Below are 26027 nucleotides of genomic sequence, written 5' to 3'. Positions count from 1 at the left end.
AGCAACCTAAGTTGACTAACGAGGTTTAGTCAACCCCGGTTGCTTACCGCAGGCGCGTCCCGGTGCTGCTCAACTGCCGGGTAGGCCCGGAGCCGTGTGCAGGGCGTCCGCGCGGTCGGCGGCGAGCGCGGCGGCCAGGTCGCGGGCCGGCGCACCCCTGCCGTTGCGCCGCTCGGAGTCGCTGATCTTCTCGGACTGCCGGAGGTGGTCGCGTACCAGGCGCAGCAGCAGCCGGTCGAAGGCGGCGCCCTCGGCCTGCCGCGCCCGCGCCATGTGCGCGGCCGTGACCATGCCGGGCATGGCGTGGCCCTCGTGCACGTTGGTGTCCGGCAGGCCCATGCGGTCGCGCAGCCGGCGCAGTTCCGCGACGTCCGCGCGGTGGCCGGCCGCGACGTCCGCGGCCCATGCGGCGAGCTTCGGGTCGGCCCCGCGGGACGGCGCGAGTTCGAGGAGCGGCAGCGCCTGCTCGGTCATGGGCAGCACGAGTTGCACCCAGCCGGTGTCGACGGGGCTGAAGCCGGCCGCGGAGGCTGCCGGGGAGCCGGCCGGCGTGCTCGCGGCGGAGGCGGCCGGCCCGCGGTCGGCGGCCGGCTCCCCGTTGCCAGCGCAGCCGGTCAGCGGGCCGAGGAGGGCGGCGGTGAGCAGGAGGGCGGCGAGCCGGGAGGCGGCGGGCGGGCGCGCTTTCATCGGGTGCCCTTCGGGAGGAGGGCCCGGGGGCGGCTCGGGAGGGGAGCCGCCCCCGGGGACGGGAGGTGTTTCCTCAGGGAGTGCCGTCGGCACCGCACTTGACGATGACGTTGATGCAGTCGCGTACGCGCTGGGCCAACTCGTCCTCGGGCCACACGTTGAAGAAGTCGCCGTGCATCGTGTAGCCGCGGCCGGAGGCCAGCGAGAGTTGCTCCGGCGGGCTGTTCACCGGATAGCGCAGCACCTGGCGCAGCTTCGGCACCGGCACCGGGTGGGTCGAGGGGCACTGGCCGCCGACCGGGAAGGCCATGTGGCTCTTGTGGTCGGCGGAGTCCAGGTCGACGCCGTTCCAGCACTGCGGGAAGTCGAGGTACGACTCCAGCATCGAGCCGTCCGGGCAGTCGACGAACTCCTTACCCGGCGGCACCTCGCCGTGGTGCAGGCAGGACCAGCGGGCGCTGGAGTTGTCGTCGGGGCCGGTCGCCTTGGAGTAGCCCGCGATGACGCGCAGGCCCCGCGGGAACGGCTGGATGTTGGCGATGACGTCGTCGCGCACGCCTTCGCCGAGGTAGTAGAAGGTGGTGCCGGTGGGCTCGACCTCGCGGGTGCCGTCGTACAGCGTCGGCACCCAGTACGAGGACAGGTCGGAGACCGGGTCGCAGGTCGTCCGGCCGCCTTGCAGGCTGGTCAGGTCGGAGTGGGCGTCGGTGGAGTCGTTGCCGAAGAAGCTGTGCATGTGCGAGGCGCCCGGCATGCCGGGCAGCACGATCGGGTCGTCGGGCTTGCGGTGGCTGTACGGGCACTCGGCGAGGAACTCCGCGACGCGGACGACGTCCGCCGCCGCGGCGGGCGCGGCCCGGTCGGCGGCGCGGCCGAAGACGTCGAGACCGGCGAGCCGGAGGTCCTGCTGCCGGGCCCGGTCGGTCGCCAGGACCCGCAGATGGCGGCCGATGCCGGAGACGTCGTACGTCTGCTCGCCGCCGGCGGCGCCGGTGATCCGGCGGACCGTGACCCACCGCTCGCCGTCGGCGGAGGTCTGGAGCTGGAAGTCGTCGACCGGGTCGCCGCTCCAGTCGAGGGTGACCGCGTCGACCTCGGTGAGGCCGCCGAGGTCGGCGCGGGTGGAGTCCTGCGCGCTCGCCAGCGGCTGCGGGCCGCCGGGCTCCGCGCCCTGGGCGCGGTCGAGGATCAGCGTGGCGAACAGCACCAGGACCACGAAGACGGCTAAGGCCAGGGGCCGCCGTCCGGGCCGGGCGGCGTACGCCTGGCCGTGGGGGGATGAGGACACGACTCTCCTTCAAGAGGTGATCGGATTCCGACACACTGAGAGAGCGCTCCAACCGGGAAAGTAGAAGCGCGGCCGGGCGGCTGTCAAGGCTCGCCGCAGACCCTGTCGTCCTCACACCCCTTGAACTCACCGCGGACGTACCAACAGCCGTGCCGCCGCGGCGACTTCCGTGGCCGTCGGCGTCAACCAACCGCCAGAAAACGGGACTTACGGCCCCTTCGCCGCCACAGGTGCGTGCGCACCCCCTTGACGGCGCGTGCCCATGGGCGTAAACCAACTCCAGCGTGAGAGAGCGCTCTCTTTCACTCAATCATTCATTCCTTGAAGCCTGATCGAAGAGCCGACCAGCGCACCATCCGCCCCACCGGGTGCCACCCGCACCAGAGCCGACGACTCAGGAGTGTTACCGATGCGCGTACCCCCCACCGGAGAATCGCCCGCGCCGTCCGCAAGATCAGGCCCGTCGCGCCGCACCCTGCTGGCCGCCGCCGCGGCGGCCGCCGCGGTGCCGGCCACGGGCCTGGCGATCACCCAGGCGACCGCGGCGCCGCAGCGGTCCGCGGCCCGGCCGCTCGCCGACCCGGACCTCGGCCCCAACGTGATCTTCTTCGACCCGTCCTCCCCCGACATCCAGGGCCGGCTGGACCAGATCTTCCGCCAGCAGGAGTCGGCGCAGTTCGGCACCGGCCGCTACGCGCTGCTCTTCAAGCCCGGCACGTACAACGGCCTCAACGCCCAGCTCGGCTTCTACACCTCGATCATCGGCCTCGGGCTGTCCCCCGACGACACGCACTTCAACGGGGACGTGACCGTGGACGCCGGCTGGTTCCAGGGCAACGCGACCCAGAACTTCTGGCGTTCGGCCGAGAACCTCTCACTCAGCCCCGTCAACGGCACCAACCGCTTCGCCGTCTCCCAGGCCGCGCCGTTCCGCCGCATGCACGTACGCGGCAACCTCAACCTCGCGCCCGACGGCTACGGCTGGGCCAGCGGCGGCTACATCGCCGACAGCCGCATCGACGGCACCGTGCAGCCGTACTCCCAGCAGCAGTGGTACACCCGCGACAGCAGCATCGGCGGCTGGCTCAACGCCGTGTGGAACATGGTCTTCTCCGGCGTCGAGGGCGCCCCGGCGCAGTCCTTCCCCGAGCCGCCGTACACCACCCTGGACACCACGCCGGTCTCCCGCGAGAAGCCGTTCCTCTACCTCGACGGCGCGGACTACCGCGTCTTCCTCCCCGCGCTGCGGCGCAACGCCCGCGGCACCACCTGGGGCGGCGGCAGCCCGCAGGGCGAGTCGCTGCCGCTGTCCGACTTCCACATCGTCAAGGAGGGCGCCACCGCCGCCGGCATCAACGCCGCGCTGCAGGAGGGCAAGCACCTGCTGCTCACCCCGGGGATCTACCACGTCGACGCGCCGATCGAGATCGACCGGGCGAACACCGTGGTCCTCGGCATCGGCTACCCCACGATCATCCCGGACGGCGGCGTCTCCGCCATGACCGTCGCCGACGTCGACGGGGTACGCCTCGCCGGCTTCCTGCTGGACGCCGGGCCGCAGAACTCCGACGTGCTGCTCCAGGTGGGCCCCGAGGGCTCGTCGGCGGCCCACGACAGCAACCCGACGACGCTGCAGGACGTGTTCATCCGCATCGGCGGCGCGGGCCCGGGCAAGGCGACCACCAGCATGGTGATCAACAGCCGGCACGTGGTCGTCGACCACACCTGGGTGTGGCGCGCGGACCACGGCGACGGCGTCGGCTGGGAGACCAACCGGTGCGACTACGGCGTCGTCGTCAACGGCGACGACGTGCTGGCGACCGGGTTCTTCGTGGAGCACTTCAACAAGTACGACGTGCAGTGGAACGGCGAGCGGGGCCGGACGATCTTCTTCCAGAACGAGAAGGCGTACGACGCCCCGAACCAGGCCGCCATCCAGAACGGCGACCTGCGGGGCTACGCCGCGTACAAGGTCGCCGACGACGTCACCGAGCACGAGGGCTGGGGCATGGGCAGCTACTGCTACTACAACGTCGCCCCGGACATCGTGCAGGAGCACGGCTTCGCCACGCCGACGGGCTCCGGGATCAAGTTCCACAACATCATGGTGGTCTCGCTCGGCGGGCAGGGGCAGTACGCCCACGTCATCAACGACCACGGCGATCCGACCTCGGGTACGTCGACGGTCCCCTCCAAGGTCGTCGCCTACCCCTGAGCCGCACCGGCGGGTGCGCAAGCCCCGCCCCCGGTCCTGCGGACACCGGGGGCGGGGCGGGGGCCCACGGCCCGGGTCAGGAGGAGTCGCGTACGACCAGGGTGGGGCGGAAGACCACCGAGGGGGGCGCGGCGCCGGGCTCCCTGATCTGGCGGAGCAGCAGCCGCGCCATCTCGCAGGCCATGTCCTCCACCGGCTGCCGCACCGTCGTCAGGGCCGGTTCCGACGCCTCGGCCGCCTCGCTGTCGTCGAACCCGACCACGCCCACGTCCTCGGGCACCCGGCGCCCGGCGCGGAGCAGCACCGGCACCGCGCCCAGGGCCATCAGGTCCGAGGCGACGAACACCCCGTCGAGGCCGGGGTGGTCCGCGAGGAGCCGGCGCATCGCCTCGGCGCCGCCGGCACGGGTGAAGTCGCCCTCCGCCCACGGGAGTCCGGTCACCCCGAGGGCGGCGAGCGCGCCGCGGAAACCCTCCAGCCGCTCCTGCGCGGCCGGCATGTCCTGCGGCCCCGCCACCGTGCCGATCAGCCGGCGCCCCTGGGCCACCAGGCGCTCCGCGGCGAGCTGCGCGCCGGCGCGCTGGTCCACCTCGACGTACGGCAGCACCGCCGAGCGCCCCGGGCGGCCCGCCAGCACCGTGGGCAGCGCCGTCTCCGAAAGCATCCTGGGCAGCGGGTCGTTCGGGTCCGAGGAGATGAGGACGACGCCGTCGACGTGGCCCTGCCGCAGGTACGTGAGCACCTGCCGGCGCGACGCCTCGTCGTCGGCGACCATCAGCACGGTCTGCATGCCGGCCGGGCGCAGCACCTGGAGCAGCCCGCTGACGACGCGGCCGAAGTGCGGGTCGGTGAACATCCGGCCGATGAACGGCGTGGCGAGCTGCCGCTGTTCGCGCTCGGAGACCACCAGCGCCACGGAGTCGGTGCGCCGGGTGACCAGGGAGCGGGCGGCCCGGTTCGGCGCGTAGCTGGTGGCGGTGATCGCCTCCTCCACCTTGCGGCGCAGCGCGGCGTCGACGGTGGGCGAGCCGTTGATGACCCGGGAGGCCGTCGCCCGGGACACGCCCGCCACCCGGGCCACGTCCTCCAGGGTGGCGGGACGGCCGGGCCGCCGAGCTTCTGTTGCCATGCAGCCTTTATACCGTCCGGCGGAAGGAGGCCGGAGAGCGCTCCCCCATTCTGCCATCGCACGCGGGCAGCCCTCTTGACGGGCCTTCGGCGGCCCGCCATCCTCACCGTCGAGAGAGCGCTCTCTCCGGCTCGTGAACCCGCAGCACCATGCCAGGCAACGCAGCCCCCACCTGAGGAGAGCCACGATGCACTCCCCCACCCGCAGACGCACCTTCCTCGCCGTCCTGGCGCCTGCCGTCGCCCTCGCGCTGCTCAGCGGCTTCGCCGGCCCCGCCGGCGCCGGTCACGCCGCCGTGCCGGACGGGCCGGGCACCGCCGCCGCGGCGGCCTGGGACACCGATCGCGCCGCCGCGGCGTACGCGGCCGACCCCGCCGCCGTCACGGCCTCCGGCACCACCGGCGGCAGCCCCGGCGCCGCGTTCGACGGCAACGGCGGCACCGGCTGGACCAGCGACGCGGCCGACGCCGCCTGGATCGCCGTCGACCTCGGCGCCTCGATCCGCGTCCACCGCGCCGTACTCGACTGGGACGACACGGCGTTCGGCAGGCGGTACGCCGTGGAGGTCTCCGCCGACGGCACGGACTGGCGGCCGTTCTACACCGAGACCGCCGGTGCCGCCGGCGCCGTCACCGCGCACACCTACCCCCAGGAGGTCACCGGCCGCTACGTCCGCGTCCGCGGCATCGAGCGCGCCGCCGGCGCCTACCGGCTCGACAGCTTCCAGGTCTTCGGCGGCGAGCCCGCCCCCGCCGCCGCCCAGCGCGCCAACCTCGCGCTCAACCACCCCGTCTACGCCGACCGCTACCAGCACGCCGGCAACGCCCCGTCCTTCGCCACCGACGGCGGCTGGCCGGCGGACCTGCGCGGCGACAGCACCCGCTGGGCCAGCGACTGGCACCAGAACCGCTGGCTCGCCGTCGACCTCGGCGCCGCCTCCACCATCCAGGGCCTGGACCTGTACTGGGAGGCCGCCTACGCCGTCGACTACGAGGTCCAGGTCTCGGACGACAACCGGAACTGGCGCACCGTCCACCGCCCCTCCGCCCAGGAGGTCGGGCAGCGCCGCGCGGACGTCAAGCCCCCGGGCGAGGCCGCCGGCATCCACGACACGATCACCCTCGGCTCCCCCGCCACCGGCCGCTACGTCCGCATCCTGGGCAAGGAGCGCCGCTCCTTCTACAACCCGGCGCCGCAGACCGCCCAGTTCGGCTATTCGCTCTACGAGGTGCAGGTCTGGGGCACCGGCGGCAGCGACCGGGCCGCCTACCCGGCGCTGCCGGGCGAGCAGGGCGGGACGTACCGGACGACGTTCTTCGACGACTTCACCGGTGCCGGACTCGACCGGTCGAAGTGGCGGGTGGTGCGCACCGGCCAGGAGATGGGCTCGGTCAACGGCGAGGCGCAGGCGTACGCCGACAGCCCGGACAACATCCGCACCGAGAACGGCGTCCTGGAGCTGGAGGCCAGGTACTGCAAGGGCTGCACGCAGGCAGGGGGCGGCACGTACGACTTCACCTCCGGGCGGATCGACACCTACACCAAGCACGACTTCACCTACGGCAAGGTGAGCGCCCGGATCCGGGTACCGGACGGCGAGGGCTTCTGGCCCGCGTTCTGGCTGCTCGGCAGTGACGTGGACAACCCCGACGTCTCCTGGCCCAACTCCGGCGAAACCGACATCCTGGAGAACATCGGCTACCCGGACTGGACCAGCTCCGGCCTGCACGGCCCCGGTTACTCGGGCGGCGGCAACATCGGCGCCAGCCAGACGTTCCCGGGCGGCGGCCGGGCGGACCAGTGGCACGACTACGCGGTGGAGTGGACGCCGGCGGCGATGCGGTTCTACGTCGACGACCGGCTGGTGCAGGAGACGACCCGCAACAAGCTGGAGTCCACCCGCGGGCAGTGGGTCTTCGACCACCACCAGTACGTCATCCTCAACCTGGCCCTCGGCGGCGCCTACCCCGCGGGCTGGAACAAGGTGACCGAGCCCTACTGGGGGCTGCCGCAGACCAGCGTCGACAAGATCGCGCGCGGCGGCGTCCAGGCCGAGATCGACTGGGTGAGGGTCGAACAGAAGAGCTGACCTGCCCGAGGGGGACGGCGGCGGCCCCCGGGTGCCCGACGGCGCCCGGGGGCCGCCGCCACCCGTCTCTGCCACGGGACTTGCGCCCGCGCGCCGGCGACGCCACGCTACCCGCCTGCGGCCCCGGGGGACCGGCCACCGGTCCGGGGTCGCGGATGCAGCATCATGGGGTGAAGTGCGTAGCCGAGACGACAGGGCACGATGGGCGAGATGATGCAACCCGGCGATTTCATGATGGCCACCAGGAGCCGCGGCTACTCGCCGCAGCAGGTCGACCGCGTCGTCGGCGACCTGCTCGCCGAGCGGGAGGCCGCCGTACGCCATGCCAGAGACCTGGAAGCGCGGGTGGAGGCGAGCGGGCGGCATCTGGCGCAGCTCCTCGAACAGGCCGCCGCGCTGGGCCCGCAGACGTACGAGTCGCTCGGCGAGACCGCCCGCAAGCTCTTTCTGGACGCCAAGGCCGAGGCGGACCGGGTGCTCGCCCGGGCCGCGGAGGAGTGCCGGGAGCTGAAGGAGGCCGCCCGCGCCGCCACGACGGAGCGCGGCAAGGAGTCGGAGCGGCTCGCCGAGCGCATACGGGCCGACGCCGAGCAGCGGGCCCGGCAGCGGATCAAGCAGGCGCACGAGACGGCGGGGCAGATCGTCGCGGAGGCGCAGCGGCACGCGGACGGCACCCGCGAGGAGGCCCGCCAGCGCGCGCAGCAGGTGACGCTGGAGGCCGCCGCGCACATCGGCGCGCAGCAGGCGGCGCAGGCCGAGCGCGAGGGGAAGCTCGACGGCGAGGCCGGGGCGCGGCTGCAGGAGCTGGAGGACGCGCTGGGCGCGGCCGAGCGGCAGGCGGAGGCCGTGCGCTCGGAGTACCTGCGGCGGCGCGACGGCAACGCGAAGTACGCGACCGGGCTGCTGCGCGAGGCGGAGCTGGAGGCGGCGGACCTGCGCGACCGGGCCTGGCAGGCGGCGGAGCGGATCGAGATCCGGGCCGCGGTGGAGCAGGAACGCTACGCCAGGCGCATCGAGGAGGCCCGTACGCGGCTGGCCGAGGCGCAGCAGTCGGTGGTCGCCATCGCGGACCCGGCCCGGCGCAGGCACGGGCAGCCGCAGGACCGGCAGCCGCAGCAGGCACAGGACCGGCAGGGCCAGGAGCCGCAGCAGCAGGTACAGCAGGCGGACCGGCAGGTGCGGCAGGACCAGCAGCAGGCGCCCCAGGCGGCCCCGCCCCGGCCGGCCGTGCCCCAGCAGCCGCAGCACCGGCCGCCGCCGGTGCCGCCGCAGCCCGCGCAGCAGCCCGGCGACCGGCAGCCCGGGCAGTAGCGCCCCCGCCGCGGGGCCGGCCGGCGGCCGGCCCCGCGCGCGTCACCGCTCGGGGACGAGCACCCCGGGGTTGAGGATGCCGGCCGGGTCGAGCGCCGACTTCGCGGCGGCGAGCGCCGCGGCGAAGGGGGCGGGGCGCTGCCGGTCGTACCACGGCCGGTGGTCGCGGCCCACCGCGTGGTGGTGCGTGATCGTGCCGCCGTGCGCCGCGATCGCCTCCGAGACAGCGGCCTTGATGTCGTCCCACTGCGCGACGGTGCTGCCCCAGCGGCCGGGCGCGATGACACCGAAGTACGGCGCGGGGCCGTCGGGGTAGACGTGCGTGAAGCGGCAGGTGACCACGCCCGTGGCCCCGGTGGCCGCGCGGACGGCGCGGTGCGCGGCGTCGGTCACGGCGTGGTGCAGCGCGTCGAAGGCGTCCCAGGTGCACGCCGTCTCGAAGGTCTCGGCGATCATGGAGTGGCGGGCGAGCGCGTCGCGCTGGTACGGCATCCGCAGGAACGCCGACCGCCAGGCCGCCCCGGCACCACTGCCGCCACCGGCACCGCCGTCGGCCGCGTCCCCGCCCTCGCTGCCGCCCGCGCCCCCGTCCCGCTCCTCCGGTGCGTCCGGGGCGCCGCCGTGGTCGCGGCACAGCTCCAGCGCCCGCGCGAGCCGGTCGCCGACCGGGTGGTCCGCCGACTCGAAGCCCAGCACCAGCACTCCCCCGCCGACGCTCACCCCTGTGTTGACCAGCGCCTCCGCCGGGTCGAGCAGCCGGCAGGCCGCGGGGTGCAGCCCGCTCTGCGCGACCGCCCGGGTGGCCGCCACCGCCGCGGCGAACTCCCCGAAGCGCACCGACGCCCGCGCCCGCCACCGCGGGCGCACCTGCACCCGCAGCCACGCCTCCGTGATCACCCCGAGCGCGCCTTCGCTGCCGAGGAACAGCCGGTCCGGCGACGGGCCCGCGCCCGAGCCGGGCAGCCGCCGGGACTCCCCGGTGCCGGCCGGCGAGACCACCCGCAGGGACTCCACCAGATCGTCGATGTGGGTGTACAGGGTGGCGTAGTGGCCGCCGGCGCGGGTGGCCAGCCAGCCGCCGAGCGTGGAGAACTCGAAGGACTGCGGGAAGTGCCGCAACGCCAGCCCGTGCGGCCGCAGTTGCGCCGCCAGCCGCGGCCCGTACACGCCCGCCTGGATACGGGCCGCGCGGCTCGTCGCGTCGACCTCCGGCACCGCGTCCAGCCGCTCCAGGTCGAGGGTGACCGCCGGGCGCCCGTCCGCCAGGCGCGGCTCGACGCCGCCGACCACCGAACTGCCCCCGCCGTAGGGGATGGCGGCGACGCCGGCGCCGGTGCACCAGTCCAGCAGGTCGGCGACGTCGCGTTCGTCGCGCGGGCGGGCGACGAGGTCCGGCGGGTGGCGCAGGTCGCCGTGCAGGTTGCGTACGACGTCGCGGAACGCCTTGCCGTGGGTGTGCGCGGCGCGGTCGGCGGGGTCCGCGGAGCAGAGGCCGGCCAGCGAGGCCGGCGGCTTCGCCCGGGGCGGGCGCAGGGCGAGGGAGGCGGCGGGCGGCGGCGGGTGGTCCTCCGGCTCGGCGGCCGACAGCAGCCGCACCCGGTCGAGGAGCGCGGCGAGTTCGGGGCCCCGGACCGCGTCCTCGACGTTGCCCCAGCCCCACCAGGATCGCGTCATACGCCCCTCCTTCCCTGCGGCTCGGGGCCGAATCCGGCCCCATGATGGCCTGAATTCCCCCCACGTGATCACCCCTTCAGGCGTTTCCGTGGTCTTGACAGCGGCCGGGAGGCGGCGGCTCCACATAGCCTCAATCGACGATCGACGGCCGACGTGCAGGGTGTTACCAACAAGGGCACAACGCGGTGCCCGCTCCGTGCCGGCTGAAGGGACGACGTGACGCACTTCCGACACGACAGCGGTTCCGCGTTTCCGGACGCACCGCCGTGCGGCACGATTGCCGTCGACACGTGGTCCGGTCCGCCCCTGGTCGTCGCGCTCCCAACGGAGCCGGCGGCTTCTGATCCGGAGGCCACGATGCCGCAGTCCGACGCCCTCGCCGAGGCGCGTGCGCTCTTCACCGGCCCCGACGGAACGGTGCGTTCCGTCGTCGCCGCGGACGGCGGTCCGTGGCGCGGCCCCGCCGTCGTCACGCCCGCGGGAAGCTGCCGGCCCGGCGCGCCGGTCGGGCTGGCCCACGGACCCTCCGCCGGCCGCCTGGACGCCGCGTACACGGGCGCCGACGGGTCGATTCAGGTCATGCGGTACGTGCCGGGCTGCGGCTGGCACGGCTCCGTGGCCGCCGCGCCGACCGGGACCTGTACGCCGGGCGCCGCGGTCACGCTCGCGCACCAGCGGACCAGGGACCAGTTGGACGTGCTGTGCACCGGAGCCGACGGCGCGGTGCTGACGCTGTGGTCGGGGGACGACGGGCGGTGGAACGGGCCCGCGGCCCTCACCCCGCCCGGGACGTGCGTGCCGGGCGCGCCGGTCGGGCTGGGCCGCCGCGGGCCGGCCGAGCGGCTGGAGGCGGTGTACGCCGCCGGGGACGGGTCCGTACAGGCGCTGTGGGCGGACGTCGACCACCCGTGGCACGGGCCCGTCGTCCTCGCCCCGCCCGGCACCTGTGCGCCGGGCACGGCGGTGGCGCTCGCGTCCCAGGAGGACGCGGGCCGGCTGACCGCCCTGTTCACCGGAGCCGACGGCTCGGTGCGGGTGCTGCGCGCCGACGGCGGCGGGCCGTGGACCGCGGCCGGGGCCGTCGCGCCCGCGGGCGGCTGCGCACCGGGCTCGCCGGTGGCGCTCGCGTACGGCAAGTCCGCGGAGCGGCTGGACGCGGTGGTCGCCGGCGCCGACGGCTCGGTGCTGGCGCTGTCCGCGGCCGGCGAGCCGGGCTGGCGCGGGCCGGTGGCCGCCGCCCCGCCGGGCACGTGCGCGCCGGGCACGGCGATCGGCCTCACCCTCAGGGCGGCGGACCGGCTGGAGGCGGTGTTCGCCGGTGCGGACGGCGCGGTGCGGGCCATGTGGACGCGGCGGGACGGGAGTTGGCACGAGCCGGTGGAGATCGCGGCGCCCGGGTCGGCGGCGGGCGGGTCAGCCGTCGCGCTGGCCCACCGCGGGCCCGTGCCCTTCGCGTGAGGCCCGTAGCCTGCGCCGGTGGCCCTTGCGGTCGGGCGCGCCCGCGTCGCCGTGGTGGCCGTGGCCGCCGTACCAGAGCCGCGGCACCCGGCGCCGGCACGCGGCGGCCACGGCGTGCCGGGCCTCGGCCGGATGGATGTCGAAGCGGTAGCGCAGCCGGGGCAGTCCGGGGCGGTGCGGCTGCTCGTCGCGGACGAAGAGCCACAGGGCGGGGTCGTCGCGGTCGACCTCCTCGCGGGGGCACAGCTCCAGCGTCCACTCGGTCCCGTAGCGGTGGATGCCGACGGCGGCGAGCGTCTCCCACGGGATGAGCGCGGGCGGCGAGCCGTCGCCGTGGTTGCAGAGCACGCCCGCGGCGGCCACGGTCACGACCCGCCTGCGCTTGGGCAGGATGCGGCCGAAGAGGCGGACGAGCAGCGCGGCGGCGGCCGCGGCGAGCAGGGCGGCGGCCCCGGTGCGTACGGTGTCGAGCGCGCCGTCGCGCCCGGCCGGCAGCAGCAGGTGCACGACGCCCGCCGCGACGAGGGCGATCCCCAGCAGGATCAGCAGCCCGGCGCGGAAGTGCCCGCGGCCGCGGAACGCGACCACGGAGTCGGGGGCGTCGACGGCGGCGAAGAGCAGCGGCGGCTTCCCGGCGTAGCCGGGTTCCTGGCGGACGGGGCCGAACCACAGGTGCGCCGGCGCCCAGCGCTCGGCGGCCTCCTCGTGGGCGCGGCGGCCGGCGGTGATGTCGAGGCGGTAGCGCATCCGGGGGCGGCCGGGCTCAACGGGCTCCGCCTTGCGGACGATCTGCTGGAGCACCGGGTCCGGCCAGGTGATCTCCTGCGCCGGGCACAGCTCCAGGGTGGCGTGGGCCGCGCCCTCCTCGCCCTGGCTCCAGTAGACCCCGACGGCCTCCAGCGAGTCCCAGCGCACCACCGCGGCGCCCTTGCCATTGAGCAGCCAGAAGCCGGTGGCGTCGAACGCGGTGCGCCACCTGCGCTCGCGCAGCCCGCGCACGGCCGTGGCGGGTCCGAGGACCAGGCCGAGGACGCCGAGGGCGACGAGGATCCAGCCGTCGGGCACCTGCGCCGACAGCAGCAGCAGCGCGACCGCGGCGGCGGTGAGCAGGACGAGCCGGGCGACGGCGCCGACGAGCCGGGGGCGGCCGTAGCGGATGACGGTGGCGTCGGGCGCGGGCCCGTCGGGTGCGGGTGCCGGCATGTCGTCGATGCTATCCGGCCGCCGCGGCGGCCCGGCGGCACGCATTCCACCGCGTACAGGAAGAACTTGGTGCAATCGGGGCGCCAACCCTCCCCGGTAATCTGCTAATTCGCATTACCGCTGCCGCAACACCCCTTGACGGCCTTCCGCGACCGGTCCTAGGTTCCTCGCACAGCAGTCAGGCAATACGCATTAGCTACCCACTGTGAGGGCCAGAGTTCCCATGCCAGAAGCCCCCGGCAGGCTCACCCAGCGCGACATAGCCCGGCTCGCCGGCGTCAGCCAGACCACGGTCTCACTCGTGCTCAACGACCGCCCCGACGCCGCCCGGATCGCCCCCGAGACCCGCGACCGGGTGCTGCGGGTGATCCGCGAGACGGGCTACGCGGCCGACCCCATGGCCCGCCGGCTGACCAAGCAGCTCAACCAGATCCTGGGGGTCTTCACCTACGAGCCCGTCTTCCCCAGCACCAGCGCCGACTTCTACCACCCCTTCCTGCGCGGCATCGAGGAGAGCGCCGAGCGCAGCGGCTGCGACCTGCTGCTGTTCACCTCCGCGCCGGTGACCGCCGGCCGGCGGCGCATCTTCCACGAGAACAACCGGCTGCGGGTGGCGGACGGCTGCGTCCTCCTCGGCCGCGAGATCCCGCACGAGGAGCTGAGCCGGCTGGTCGCCGAGCGCTACCCCTTCGTCTGCGTGGGCCGCCGCGACGACGCGGACGGCGGGTCCGTGCCGTACATCGGCGCCGACTACGTCTCGGCCACCGCCCGGCTCGTGGAGCGGGTGCGGGCGCTGGGGCACCGGCGGCTGGCGTTCGCCGGGCCCGGCGCGGGGGCGGAGTCGTCCACCGACCGGCTCACCGGCTTCCGGCAGGCGGCCGGCCCCGGCGCGCCGCACCTGGGGGCGGGCGGCGAGCCGGCCGCCGAGCAGCTGGAGGAGCTGCTCGAGGCGGGGGTGACGGCGGTGTTCGTGGAGTTCCTGCACGACGCCGTCGGGCTGTACGAGGCGGCGGCGGCCCGCGGCCTGGACGTACCTCGTGATCTGTCGATGCTGGCGCTGGGCGACCCCACCGCGCCGGTGGACCCGCCGGTGGACTTCACCGGCTTCCGGCTGCGCCGCACCGAGATGGGCCGGCAGGCCGTCGACCTGCTCACCGGCATGCTGCACGGCCGGGCGGAGCACACCCGCCGGCTGCTGGACTGCCGGCTCGTCGAGGGCGTCACGCTCGCCGCCCCCGCCCGCTGACCGGGCCCCCTGCCCGGCCCCACCCCTGCCCCACTCCGACCCAGCACCCCAAGGAGTCACATGCACGCGGACGTCCTCGTCGTCGGCGGCGGTACCGGAGGCGTCGCCGCCGCGCTCGGCGCGCTGCGCGCCGGCCGCTCGGTGATCCTCACCGAGGAGTACGACTGGCTGGGCGGCCAGCTCACCAGCCAGGCCGTGCCTCCCGACGAGCACACCTGGATCGAGCAGTTCGGCGCCACCGCCTCCTACCGGGCGCTGCGCGACGGCATCCGCGACTACTACCGCCGCCACTACCCGCTGACGGCCGCCGCCCGCGCCAAGCCGGACCTCAACCCCGGCGCCGGGCACGTCAGCCGGCTCTGCCACGAGCCGCGGGTGGCGGTCGCGGTGATCGAGGCGCTGCTGGCCCCGTACCGCGGCGCCGGCCGGCTGACCGTGCTGCAGCCCTACCGCCCGGTGGCCGCGGAGACGGACGGCGACCGCGTGACCTCCGTGACGGTGGAGCGCCCCGGCGGCGGCGAGCCGCTGGTGCTCACCGCGCCGTACGTGCTGGACGCCACCGAGACCGGCGAGCTGCTGCCGCTGACCGGCACCGAGTACGTCACGGGCTTCGAGTCCGGCGCGGAGACCGGCGAGCCCAGCGCCCCCGACGAGGCGCAGCCGCTCAACATGCAGGCGGTGTCGTACTGCTTCGCCGTCGACCACGTCGACGGCGACCACACCATCGACCGGCCCGACTCCTACGGCTTCTGGCGCGACTACGAGCCGGAGTTCTGGGGCGCACCGCTGCTGTCCTGGCGGGCCCCGCACCCGCGGACGCTGGAGCTGGTCGAGCGCGAGTTCACCCCGAACCCGGGCGACGACCCGCTCGCGGTCGTCGCCGACCAGCGGCGCAGCGGCGGGGACACCAACCTGTGGACGTTCCGCCGGATCGCCGCCCGCGACCAGTTCGCGCCCGGCGCGTACGCCAGCGACGTCACGCTCGTCAACTGGCCGATGATCGACTACTTCGAGGCCCCGGTCGTCGACGTGCCCGACGCCGCGGCGCGGCTGGCGGAGGCCCGCGGGCTGTCCCTGTCGCTGCTGTACTGGATGCAGACCGAGGCCCCGCGCCCCGACGGCGGCACCGGCTTCCCCGGACTGCGGCTGCGCGGCGACGTGACCGGCGGCGGCGCGGACGGGCTGGCGATGGCCCCGTACATCCGCGAGTCGCGGCGCATCCGGGCCGAGTACACCGTCGTGGAGCAGGACCTGTCGCTCGACGCGCGCGGCGGCAAGGGCGCGGTGCGCTACGCCGACTCGGCGGGCATCGGCATGTACCGCATCGACCTGCACCCCTCCACCGGCCGCGACACCTACATCGACGTGCCGTCCAGCCCCTTCGAGATCCCGCTCGGCGCGCTGCTCCCGCTGCGTACGGAGAACCTGCTGCCCGCCGGCAAGAACATCGGCACCACCCACATCACCAACGGCTGCTACCGGCTGCACCCCGTCGAGTGGAACATCGGCGAGGCCGCCGGACTGCTCGCGGCCCACTGCGTCGAGCACGGCCTCACCCCCCGCGCCGTACGCAACACCCCCCGCCTGCTCCAGGACTTCCAGCGCACCCTGACCGCCCACGGCGTCGAGCTGCGCTGGCCCGACATCAGCGGTTACTGACCGAACGGTCGCCGACCGACCCGACACCAAGGAGGCACCCGCATGTCTTCGCCAGCACCGCTCCACCCCCGGCCCGGCAGGGGAGCACTCGTCCGCGGCAAGCCCGTCGCCCTCGCCGCCGCCGGCCTGCTCGCGCTCACCGCGTGCGGCGGCTCCGACGGCGGCTCCGGCTCCGACGGCGGTCCGGTCACGCTGCGCATGACCATCTGGACCGGCAACGAGGAGCACCTGAAGCTCCTGAACGGGATCGCCGCGGACTACCGCAAGCAGAACCCGGAGGTGAAGGAGATCAAGTTCGACACCCTGCCGGTGGAGAGCTACACCACCGCGCTGACCACCCAGATAGCCGGCGGCAAGGCCCCGGACCTGGCCTGGATCTTCGAGAACTCGGCGCCCGACTTCGTCGCCTCCGGCGCGCTCGCCGAGATCGAGGACGACGAGGACGTCCTGCCGGCGGCGAAGAAGCTGTGGCAGCACGAGGGCAAGCTCTACGCCTACCCCTTCTCCACCTCGCCGTTCGGCGTCTTCGCCAACACCGACATGCTGAAGGAGGCCGGCCAGCCCACGCCGGCCGAGATGATCGAGCAGGGCAAGTGGACCTGGGACGAGGTCGCGAAGGTCGGCGGTGCGGTACGGGACGAGACCGGCGAGGCCGGGATGGTCATCCGCGACTTCGACTACAAGATGTGGGACAACCTGGCCACCGTCTGGGACGGCTGGGGCGCCGAGCCGTGGAGCGAGGACGGCGGGACCTGCGCCTTCGACGAGCCCGAGATGACCGAGGCGATGACCTACCTGCACGACGCGGTCTTCGGCGCCGAGGCGATGCCCGCGCCGGGCACCACCGCCGACTTCTTCGCCGGCGAGGCGGCCATGACCGTCACCCAGATCAGCCGCGCCTCGCTGCTGGACGACAGCTTCGGCTGGGACTTCGTGCCGCTGCCGGAAGGCCCGGCGGGCTCGTACGACGTGGTCGGGCAGGCCGGCCTCGGGGTGCTCGGCAACGGCGACAACGTGGAAGAGGCCGTCGACTTCCTCGCGTTCATGACGAACGAGAAGAACTCAGCCGCCCTCGGCCGCTACTTCCCGCAGGCGCGCAGCTCCCAGCTGGACGCGGACACCCTCGCCAAGAGCAACCCGCAGCTCAAGCCCGCGCAGCTCGAAGAGGTCGTCATCGGCGGCATCGAGAACGGCAAGGTGAAGCCGACCCACACCAACCAGGCCGAGCTGTTCGACGCCGTACGCGCCGCGCTCGACCCGCTGTGGAAGCCGGACGCCGACGTGGCGAAGACCCTCCAGGACGTCTGCTCGGCGATCCAGCCGCAACTGGAGAAGTGACGGCGCCGCCATGGCGACCCTGGAACGCGCCCCGGCCAAGGCCGCGGGACCCCGCCCGCGCGGGGACGGCCCCCGGCGGCCCTTCTGGACCGCCCGCCGCCGGGAGACGCTGGCCGGCTACCTGTTCATCGCCCCGCAGCTGCTGGGCAGCGTCCTGTTCGTGCTGATCCCGCTCGGCCTGGTCTTCTGGTACAGCTTCCACGAGTGGAACGTGCTGGCCGGCAGCTTCCACGGGGTGGGCGCGGACAACTACCGGGCGCTGGCCGACGATCCCAAGCTGCCGGGCGTGCTGCGCGCCACCGCCTTCTTCTCCGTCGGCCTGGTGGTGCTGAACCTGAGCCTGGCGCTGGCGCTTGCGGTGCTGCTGAACCAGAAGCTGCGCGGCAGCATCGTCTTCCGCACCCTGTTCTTCTCGCCCGTGGTGGTCTCCCTGGTCGCCTGGACGATCGTGTGGGGCTTCCTGCTGCAGAAGAACGGCGGCATCAACGCCGGGCTCGACCTGGTGGGCGTCGAGGGGCCCAACTGGCTGCGCGGCGAGACCTCGTCGATGATCTCGGTGATCGTGGTGCAGGTCTTCAAGAACGTCGGCCTGAACATGGTCCTGTTCCTGGCCGCGCTGCAGGGCGTGCCGCGGGAGCTGTACGAGGCCGCCACCGTGGACGGCGCCGGGCGGTGGCGGCAGTTCGTGCGGATCACCGTGCCGCTGATCAGCCCGACGATCCTGCTGACCTCGATCATCACGGTGGTCGGCTCGCTCCAGGTCTTCGCGCAGATCGCGGTGCTCACCCAGGGCGGCCCGGGCAACTCCACGACCGTCCTCGTCTACTACCTCTACCAGCAGGCGTTCGAGTTCCACCACTTCGGCTACGGCGCGACGCTCTCCGTGCTGCTCTTCCTCATCGTGCTCGTGCTGACCGTCGTGCAGTGGCAGATGCGCAAGAAGTGGGTCTTCCATGAGTCATAAGCTGCCCCGGCGCGCCCGGCTCGTGCTCTACGGGGTGCTGCTGGTGCTCCTCGTCCCGTTCGTCTTCCCGACGTGGTGGATGGTGACCTCGTCGCTGAAGCCGGCGAGCGAGATCTTCGCGTTCCCGCCGTCGCTCTGGCCGGACGACCCCGGGTTCGGCGCGTACGAGCGGGTCTTCGACCTCCAGCCGTTCGCGCAGCAGTACTGGAACAGCATGTACATCGCGGTCGTGGTGACGATCGGCACGCTCGCGGTGTCCTCGATGGCCGGCTACGCCTTCGCGCGTATCCGCTTCCGCGGCCAGAACGCGCTGTTCCTGGTGGTCCTCACCGGCCTGCTGATCCCCAGCGAGGTCACCATCGTGCCGCTGTTCCAGATGTTCAACGACTGGGGGATGACGGACACGCACTGGCCGCTGGTCCTGGTGCCGGTCCTCGGCGCGCCGAGCGTGCTGGCGACGTTCATCATGCGGCAGTTCTTCATCGCGCTGCCGGGCGAGCTGGAGGAGGCGGCGCGGATGGACGGGCTGGGCCGCTTCGCCATCTACTGGCGCATCGCGCTGCCGCTGGCGCGCCCGGCGCTGGCGGCGGTGGGGATCTTCACGTTCCTGCACAGCTGGAACCTGTACCTGGAGCCGATCGTGTACCTCTCCACGCCGGAGAAGTTCACGCTGCCGCAGGCGCTCACGCAGTTCACCGACTCCTACGGCGGCCCGATGTGGGACGTGCAGCTCGCCGCGGCGTCGCTGACCGCGCTGCCGGTGCTGGCCGTGTTCGTCTTCGCGCAGCGCCAGTTCGTGGAGGGCCTCGCGCACACCGGTCTGAAGTGACCGCCCTCCCTTCCCGTACGTCCCCTCCTGCCACGGAGCCGTCATGTCCTCATCTGCCCTGAACCGCCGCGGCGTGCTGCGCGGCGCCGCCGCCGGCGGCACGGCGCTCGCCCTCGGCGGTCTCACCGCCGGAGCCGCCGGAGCCGCCGTCCCCTCCGCCGCCGCACCGGCCGGCGGCCCGTCGTGGGACCCGGTGCGCTTCGGCTCGACGTACACCGCCCGGCCGCCGGACCCCGGTGCCGTGCTCCTCGGGGGGCCCGGCTTCGCCGTCCACGGCGACGGCGCCGGCGACGACACCGCGGCGCTCCGGGCCGCCGTCGACGAGGCGTCCCGCCGGGGCATCGCCAACAAGCTCGGCGACATCCTCGGCGGCGCCCGCGACTTCCCCTACGGCGACGGCGGCGGCGTCGTCCTCGTCCCGGCCGGTACGTACCTGCTGACCGGGCCCGTCGACGTGCACGACTCGGTGCGCATCGTCGGGTTCGGCGCCCGGCGGCCGGAGTTCGTGCTCGGCCCGGCCACCCCCGGGTACGCCGCGGGGACGGCCCGCGACGTGTTCTCCTTCCGGCGGCGGCCGGTGGGCGGGCCCGTGTCGTACGCGAACAACGACACCTTCGGCTCGGGCCTGGTCAACCTCGACATCCGGATCGGCCCCGGCAACCCGGACGCGATCGCCGTGCGCTTCGGCGGCGCGCAGCTGTGCCTGCTCCAGGACCTCGACATCGACGCGGGCGACGCCCGCGCGGGCATCGACCACAACGCGAACCTGATCCACCGCGTCCGGGTACGCGGCGGCGAGGTCGGGCTGCACGCGTACGCCGCCTCCGCGGGCTGGCAGACGACGCTGCTGGACTGCCGCTTCGAGGGGCAGCGCCGGGCGGCGGTGTCGATGTTCAACGACGCCAAGCTCGTCGTCGTCCGGACCGCGTTCTCCGCTACGCCGCGGGCGTTCGAGTCGGCGCCGGACCAGTGGCAGCACCTCTACGTCCAGGACTGCCACTTCGACGGCGTCGGCGACGCCGTCGCGGTGCTCCACGACAGCGACTCGCTGCCCGGCGCCGAGAACGACCTGATCCGGCGCAGCAACCAGCTCACCCTGCTCGACTGCACCGCCACCGGCACCCCCGACCTGCTGCTCCTCGCACGGAGCGGCGCACGCACCCCCGGCCCGCGGCCGTCCGGCCGGATCCGGGAGCTGACCTACGGGCTGCGCGTCGAGAACGCGCTCGGCCGGCGGGAGTCGCGGCGCGAGGGCGTGTACGCGGACGTCGCCCGCGGCGCGCCCGGCTCCGCGGTCCGCGCCCGGCTGCGCCCCGACACGCCCCCGCCGCCGCCGGTGCACACGTGGGTCAGCGTCGCCGACGTGGCCGCGGAGATGGGCCGCACGATCGGCGCCGGCGACGACGACCTCGACGTCTTCCAGGCCGCGGTGGACGGGCACGAGACAGTGTTCGTGCCCATCGGGCGGTACCTGCTCACCGACACCCTGAAGCTGCGCGCCCGGACGAACCTGATCGGGCTGCACCCGCGGCAGACCTGGCTGCTCGCCGCCGACGGCCACCCGCACTTCGCCGACCCGGACGCCCCGCGCGCCCTGCTCGCCACCCCGCGAGGCGGCCGCAACGCGGTCACCGGGCTCGGCCTGGACACCGCGCGGCGGACGCCCGGGTCGGTGAACCTGCTGTGGCGGTCCGGCGCCGGTTCGTACCTGGCCGACGTGGTCACGCAGTTCGTCAAGTGGCACCCGGAGGACGTGCAGTCGGGCGACCCCGGCTATGCCTACCGCGGCGCGCACAAGTACGGCATCTGGGTGCGCGGCGGGGGCGGCGCCCTCGCCAACGTGTGGAGCATCAACGGCTGGGCGGAGAACGGGCTGCTGGTCGAGGACACGGACGTGCCGACGCGGCTGTACGAGGTGTCCGTCGAGCACCACGAGACCCGCGAGGTGGTGCTGCGCCGGGTCCGGAACTGGTCGTTCCTGGGCCTGCAGACCGAGGACCACATCTACGGCTGGCGCTCGCAGGCGGTGGAGATCGAGCGCTCCAGCGACATCCTGCTCGCGAACTCCGTGCTCTTCCGCGTCGCGACCGTGCAGGGCCCGTATCCGTACGCGGTCGGGGTGCGCGACTCGAAGCGGATCACGCTGCGCGGCAACCGCGGCTACCGCGACAAGACGCCGGAGTTCACGCAGTGGGGCGCCGCGCTCCGCGACACCCGCGGCGGACGGGCCGTGCCCGAGGTGGAGTTCACGCTGATCGCGACCTGAGCACGCGCGGAGCGGGCCCCGCCCGGGGCCGCTTTGGTACGGCGAAGAACAGGCGTCGTTCAGGTCCGTGCCATCCCGCGGCCACGGATGATCAGCACAGTGCCGCTGACACCACGTCTCGCGGACGGAGTTCCCATGGGCCGGACAACTGAAGAGGAAGAGGACCGCGGCGGGCAGCACACCCGCCTCGACAGACGGGCGCTGCTCCAGACCGCCGTCGCCGTGCCGGCCGCCGGCGCGGTGGCGGCGCTGGCGGCCGACCCCGCGGCGGCGGCCGGCGGCGCCGCGCCGGGGGCGGCCGGGGCCGGCGGGCGGCACGGGTACGACGCCGAGAGCCCGCGCTTCGCGCTGGCCGTGCTGCCGGACACGCAGTACCTCTTCGACGCCGACAGCGCCGACCCCGAGCCGCTGCGCGCCACGTTCCGGTACCTGAGCGCCGAGCGCGGGCAGGCGAACATCGCGTTCATGGCGCACCTCGGGGACGTCACCGAGCACGGCACGGCCGACGAACTCCGGCTGGCCGCCGCCACCTTCCGCGCCCTGGACGGCTCGGTCCCGTACAGCGTGCTCGCGGGCAACCACGACGTCGACGGCTCCCAGGACGACCAGCGGGGCGACAGCCCGTACCTCGACGACTTCGGCCCGGACCGCTACCGGCGCATGCCTACGTTCCGCGGCGCCTCGGACGACGGCTACAACACCTGCCACGTGCTGCGCGGCGGCGGGCGCGAGTGGCTGGTGCTGGCGCTGGACTGGCGGATCTCCGACCGCGGGCTGCGCTGGGCGCAGGGCGTCCTGGACCGGTTCCCGAAGCTGCCGGCGATCCTGACCACGCACGACCTGGCCTGGTCCGGCGACGACGGCGCGGCGCAGCTCTCCGACCACGGGCGGCGGCTGTGGGACGGGCTGATCCGCGGCAACGACCAGATCTTCCTGGCGCTGGGCGGGCACTACTGGCCGCCGGGGCGCACGGTGCTGGCCAACGACGCGGGCAACGACGTCCACGTGCACCTCACGAACTACCAGGACCGCTACTACGGCGGCGCCGGGATGATCCGGCTGTACGGCTTCGACCTGGCGCGCGGCGTCATCGACGTGGAGACGTTCTCACCGTGGTTCCTGGCCCGCGACCCGGGGCGCAGGCCACCGCTGGCGGCGGAGACGGTGGAGCTGACCGGGCCGGCCGACCGGTTCTCGATGGAGATCGGCTTCGCCGGGCGGTTCGCCGGCTTCGCCCCGCCCGTACCGCCGCGGCCCCGGCCGCCGGCCGCGGTGCTGCCGCGCGGCACGGTCGCGTACTGGCGCTTCGACGCCGAGGGCCTGGCCGCGGCCGGCCGGGACGGCGAGCCGGTCGCCGACGGGGCACGCGCCCGGGACCTCAGCGGCAACGGCAACGACCTGACCGTACGGCGGCTGCACGACAGCGGCCCCGCGGCGCTGACCTGGTCGGACGGCCACCACGAGGGCCAGCCGGCGCACGCGAGCCTGCGCTTCGACGGCGGGAAGGGCCCGGATCGCGGCGCGGTCCTGACCACGGCGGCGGGCGCGCCGCTCAACAGCGAGAAGTTCACGTCCGGCTACACGATCGAGACGTTCGTCAAGCTGCCCGAGCCCTTCGAGGGCGACCACGCCTGGATGGGGATCCTGAGCTGGGAGGGCCGCAACGGCGACGCCGGCAAGACCACGGGCTGGTCGCCGGACGAGCCGACGTGCAGCCTCAACCTCTCCCCCGAGCGGTTCCTCCAGTACGTCGTCTACCCGCACCGCCAGGACGCCGACCCCACCTCGTGGAGCCACACGCTGCCGGTGGGCCGCTGGATGCACCTGGCCGTCGTCAACGACGGGCGCCGCACGGTCGTCTACGTGGACGGCTCGAAGATCGCCCGCAATCCCGCGCAGCGCTCGACCGGCATCGCCACCCTCGGCAAGCCGTTCGTCGTCGGGGCCACGCAGTTCGACGAGAAGTTCGGGCAGGGCTTCTACGGCTGGATCGGCGACACCCGCATCGTGGCCCGGGCGCTGGCCCCGCGGGACTTCCTGGCCCCCGCCGCGCCCTGACGCCGCCGCCGCCGGAACCCGCCGCCAGGCCGGTCCGGGCCCGCTCCGGGCCCCCTCCGGGCCGGGTCCGGCGGCGGGTCCGATCGTGGCCGGGACGTTTCCTGCGCGCACCCCGTAGGCTCAAGGGGCAACAGCAGGCAGGAAGCGTATGACCCCGTTCGACAAGCTCAGAGCCCGGCTCGCCCGCACGGTGCGGCGGGTCGGCGAGGCCGCGCCGCCGCGGAACGCCGCCGTCCTGCGGTGGCTCGCCTTCGCGGTGGCGGCGCTCGCCACGGCGGTGCTCGTCATCGCCGGCACGGCCCGCTCCACCGTCGCCGACGCGGGCTTCTACCGGGCCGCCCTCGACCGGGAGCACGCCTACGACCGGCTCTACGACCAGGTGCTCGTGGACCCCGAGGCGTCGGGCGTCACCCGCGACCTGCTCGCCCGGCTGCCCGTGCCCGAGGCCGTCGTCACCTCCAACCTCAAGACGGTCCTGCCGCCGACCACCGCGCGGGCCCTCGTCGAGGGCGTCATCGCGGACGCGGTGGCGTACCTGCGCGGCGAGAAGGACGAGCTGACCCTGGACATCGACCTGCGGCCGGTGCTCGACAACCTGGGCGCCGTGGGCAACGTCCACTTCGCCGACGTCGTCGCGAACCTCCAGGACAAGCCCGCCCCCGACTACGCCGCCTTCCAGTCCGACCTGGGCGACGCCGTGAACCGGATCGCGGACGGCGAGCGCCCCGAGGGGCTGCCGACGCTCGACCTCACCGAGGCGCAGGTGCGGACCGCCACCGACACGGTGCTGCGGGCCGTCCCCGCGGACGAGCGGGCGGAGCTGCGCCCCCGGCTGCTCGCCGCGCTCGGCGTCGGCGACCTGGCCACGGCGCTCGCGGAGGTCGGGCCCGCGCTCTTCTCCGGCCGGGAGGAGAGCGCTGCCTCGGCGCTGCGGAACACGGCGGACGGGGTGTCCTGGGACCTGGCCTCCGAGTTCGACACCGGCAGCGACGACCTGCGCCCGGCGCGCGAGGCCCGCTCCTTCACCCGGCTGGGGCTCGGCTACGTGCAGACCGGCGCCGTCCTGCTGGGGGTCGCCTCGCTGGCCGTGCTGTGGCGCTACGGGCCGCGCGCCCCGGGCCGGCGGCTGCTGCGCATCGGCGGGGCGCTGGCGTGCGGGGGCGCGCTGACGTTCGTGCTGGCGCTGGTGGTGCGCGGGATGATCGGCGGCAGCGTCGCGCCCGCGCCGCGGAACTGGCCGGACTCCGCCGCCCGGCTCCTGGACGACGTCCAGCGCACGGCGCTGGACCGGCTCTACACCGTCGCGCTGACGACGGCCGCCGTACCGCTGACGGCGGGGGTGCTGCTGGCCGCCGGCGGGTGGCTGTGGCACCGCAGGGCAACGGCACTCGCCGCGAAGGCGGCGGCGGCCGGGACGGAGGCGGCCGGCGCCGAGGCGGAGACGACCACGAGGACCACGGCCACCGTGCCCGAGGCCGGAGAGCCCAGCGACCGGAAGCCGGAACCGGCCGAACCCGGCAGCGCCGAACCCGGCACCGCCGGACCCGGGGCACCCGGACCCGGCGCCACGGAGCCCCCCGGTCCCGCCGCGCCCGGCGCAGCCGGCCCGCCGCCCATGCCGCCGCGCTACCGCTGGGGTGCGGTCGGTGTCGTGGTCGCGGCGCTGGCCGGCGCCGTCTTCGTACCCAACGCCTTCGGCGGCGAGTCCGACCGCCGCTGCAACGGGCGCGAGGAGCTGTGCGAGCTGCGCTACGACGAGGTGGCCCAGCTCGCCTCGCACAACGCGATGGCCACCTCCCAGGACCGGTTCATCGCCCCCTTGCAGGACCCGTCGATCACCGGCCAGCTCAACGACGGCGTCCGCGCCCTGCTCATCGACACCCACCGCTGGGAGACGCCGCCGGAGATCACCGACCGGCTGGCGGAGTCGGACTTCACCCCGACCATGCAGCGGCAGATCCGCTCCGTGCTCAACACCGTCGACCCGCCCCGCAAGGGCGAATGGCTGTGCCACGCCGTCTGCCGCGGCGGCGCGCTGCCGCTGGTCCCGGAGCTGCAGAAGATCGGCGACTGGCTGGAGCAGAACCCGTCCGACGTCGTCACGCTGGTGGTCCAGGACGGCATCAGCGGCGCCGACACCCGCACGGCGATGCGCCAGGCCGGGCTGGAGGACGTGGCGTTCACGCCGGACGACGACCCGGACGCGCCGTGGCCCACGCTCGGCGAGATGATCGACGAGGACCGGCGCCTGGTGGTGTTCGCGGAGAAGGCGGACGGCCCGGCGCCCTGGTACCGCAACTTCTACCGGTACGGCATGGAGACCCCGTTCGCGTTCCGTACGCCCGAGGACATGACCTGCACGGCGAACCGCGGCGGCGAGGACAAGCAGCTGTTCCTCATGAACCACTTCATCACCAACAGCGGCGGCAGCCGCCTGGACGCCGGCCGGATCAACGCCCGCGACTTCGTGCTCGACCGGGCCCGGGAGTGCGAGCGGCTGCGCGGCCGGCCGGTGAACCTGGTGGCCGTCGACTACGCCACGATCGGCGACGCCCGCGGCGCCGTGAACGTGCTCAACGACGAGCGCATCGCCCGCCGCGAGGGCTGAGCGGC

At 74.4% G+C, this 26027-nt stretch carries 16 protein-coding genes and 2 pseudogenes; 12 read left to right on the top strand and 6 right to left on the bottom strand.

Annotated features, from left to right (window positions below):
* Nucleotides 1-69 precede the first annotated feature (69 nt).
* The 3 genes and pseudogenes from LG396_RS29610 to LG396_RS29600 form a co-directional block, all read right to left on the bottom strand.
* Nucleotides 70-687 carry a DUF305 domain-containing protein gene (locus LG396_RS29610; protein WP_225797125.1) on the bottom strand — a complete coding sequence of 206 codons (618 nt, stop codon included), beginning with the start codon at nt 685-687 and terminating at the stop codon, nt 70-72.
* A 73-nt stretch (nt 688-760) separates the two neighbouring features.
* A pseudogene (locus LG396_RS29605) lies at nt 761-1558 on the bottom strand (DUF1996 domain-containing protein); the annotation flags it as partial.
* Between the two features lie 48 nt (nt 1559-1606).
* A pseudogene (locus tag LG396_RS29600) lies at nt 1607-1894 on the bottom strand (discoidin domain-containing protein); the annotation flags it as partial.
* Nucleotides 1895-2384: 490 nt separating this feature from the next.
* Between LG396_RS29600 and LG396_RS29595 the strand changes: the two are divergent.
* The gene (locus LG396_RS29595) at nt 2385-4190 is read left to right on the top strand and encodes a pectate lyase-like domain-containing protein (RefSeq protein WP_100301613.1); all 1806 of its coding nucleotides are present in this window, start codon (nt 2385-2387) and stop codon (nt 4188-4190) included.
* A gap of 76 nt (nt 4191-4266) precedes the next feature.
* Here LG396_RS29595 and LG396_RS29590 read toward each other — a convergent pair whose 3' ends face one another.
* On the bottom strand, nt 4267-5319 hold the full coding sequence (locus LG396_RS29590) for a LacI family DNA-binding transcriptional regulator (RefSeq protein WP_027743151.1): 1053 nt from the start codon (nt 5317-5319) through the stop codon (nt 4267-4269).
* Between the two features lie 187 nt (nt 5320-5506).
* On the opposite strand from LG396_RS29590, the gene LG396_RS29585 reads away from it, so the two are divergent.
* Entirely contained in the window at nt 5507-7408 is a 1902-nt protein-coding gene (locus tag LG396_RS29585; protein ID WP_225797124.1) for a discoidin domain-containing protein, read from the top strand.
* Nucleotides 7409-7618: 210 nt separating this feature from the next.
* On the top strand, nt 7619-8719 hold the full coding sequence (locus LG396_RS29580) for a coiled-coil domain-containing protein (protein WP_225797123.1): 1101 nt from the start codon (nt 7619-7621) through the stop codon (nt 8717-8719).
* Between the two features lie 42 nt (nt 8720-8761).
* On the opposite strand, the gene LG396_RS29575 is transcribed toward LG396_RS29580, so the two are convergent.
* Entirely contained in the window at nt 8762-10393 is a 1632-nt protein-coding gene (locus tag LG396_RS29575; protein ID WP_225797122.1) for an FAD-binding oxidoreductase, read from the bottom strand.
* A gap of 357 nt (nt 10394-10750) precedes the next feature.
* Between LG396_RS29575 and LG396_RS29570 the strand changes: the two genes are divergently transcribed.
* A complete protein-coding gene (locus LG396_RS29570; protein WP_225797121.1) occupies nt 10751-11851 on the top strand; it encodes a BP39L family lectin in 1101 nt (366 codons plus the stop codon).
* Here LG396_RS29570 and LG396_RS29565 read toward each other — a convergent pair.
* Nucleotides 11807-13054, bottom strand: a complete 1248-nt coding sequence (locus LG396_RS29565; RefSeq protein ID WP_225797120.1) for a hypothetical protein — start codon at nt 13052-13054, stop codon at nt 11807-11809. The two genes, LG396_RS29570 and LG396_RS29565, sit on opposite strands and share 45 nt — an antisense overlap.
* Nucleotides 13055-13277: 223 nt before the next feature.
* Here LG396_RS29565 and LG396_RS29560 point away from each other — a divergent pair, with 223 nt between their 5' ends.
* The 8 genes from LG396_RS29560 to LG396_RS29525 all read left to right on the top strand — a co-directional run bounded on the left by LG396_RS29560 (nt 13278) and on the right by LG396_RS29525 (nt 26022).
* Complete coding sequence (locus LG396_RS29560; RefSeq protein ID WP_225797119.1) at nt 13278-14300, top strand: LacI family DNA-binding transcriptional regulator; 1023 nt, start codon at nt 13278-13280, stop codon at nt 14298-14300.
* 60 nt (nt 14301-14360) lie between these two features.
* Nucleotides 14361-15959, top strand: coding sequence for an FAD-dependent oxidoreductase (locus tag LG396_RS29555; RefSeq protein WP_100301605.1), 1599 nt, complete (start codon nt 14361-14363; stop codon nt 15957-15959).
* Nucleotides 15960-16001: 42 nt separating this feature from the next.
* Nucleotides 16002-17297, top strand: a complete 1296-nt coding sequence (locus tag LG396_RS29550) for an ABC transporter substrate-binding protein (RefSeq protein WP_225797118.1) — start codon at nt 16002-16004, stop codon at nt 17295-17297.
* A 10-nt stretch (nt 17298-17307) separates the two neighbouring features.
* Nucleotides 17308-18261, top strand: coding sequence for a carbohydrate ABC transporter permease (locus LG396_RS29545; RefSeq protein WP_225797117.1), 954 nt, complete (start codon nt 17308-17310; stop codon nt 18259-18261).
* Nucleotides 18251-19090: a carbohydrate ABC transporter permease gene (locus LG396_RS29540; protein WP_026276347.1), complete on the top strand. Its 840-nt coding sequence runs from the start codon at nt 18251-18253 to the stop codon at nt 19088-19090. The genes LG396_RS29545 and LG396_RS29540 overlap by 11 nt, the downstream gene beginning before the upstream one ends.
* A 43-nt stretch (nt 19091-19133) precedes the next feature.
* On the top strand, nt 19134-21356 hold the full coding sequence (locus tag LG396_RS29535; RefSeq protein WP_225797116.1) for a glycosyl hydrolase family 28-related protein: 2223 nt from the start codon (nt 19134-19136) through the stop codon (nt 21354-21356).
* A 135-nt stretch (nt 21357-21491) separates the two neighbouring features.
* Nucleotides 21492-23414 carry a LamG-like jellyroll fold domain-containing protein gene (locus tag LG396_RS29530; protein WP_225797115.1) on the top strand — a complete coding sequence of 641 codons (1923 nt, stop codon included), beginning with the start codon at nt 21492-21494 and terminating at the stop codon, nt 23412-23414.
* A gap of 148 nt (nt 23415-23562) precedes the next feature.
* Nucleotides 23563-26022: a phosphoinositide-specific phospholipase C-related protein gene (locus tag LG396_RS29525; protein WP_225797114.1), complete on the top strand. Its 2460-nt coding sequence runs from the start codon at nt 23563-23565 to the stop codon at nt 26020-26022.
* The last annotated feature ends 5 nt before the right edge of the window (nt 26023-26027 follow it).

Source organism: Streptomyces aculeolatus (genome assembly GCF_020400605.1).
GTDB lineage: Bacteria > Actinomycetota > Actinomycetes > Streptomycetales > Streptomycetaceae > Streptomyces > Streptomyces aculeolatus.
Note: the sequence above shows the minus strand (reverse complement) of the source record. Positions and strands in the feature narration are given on the sequence as shown.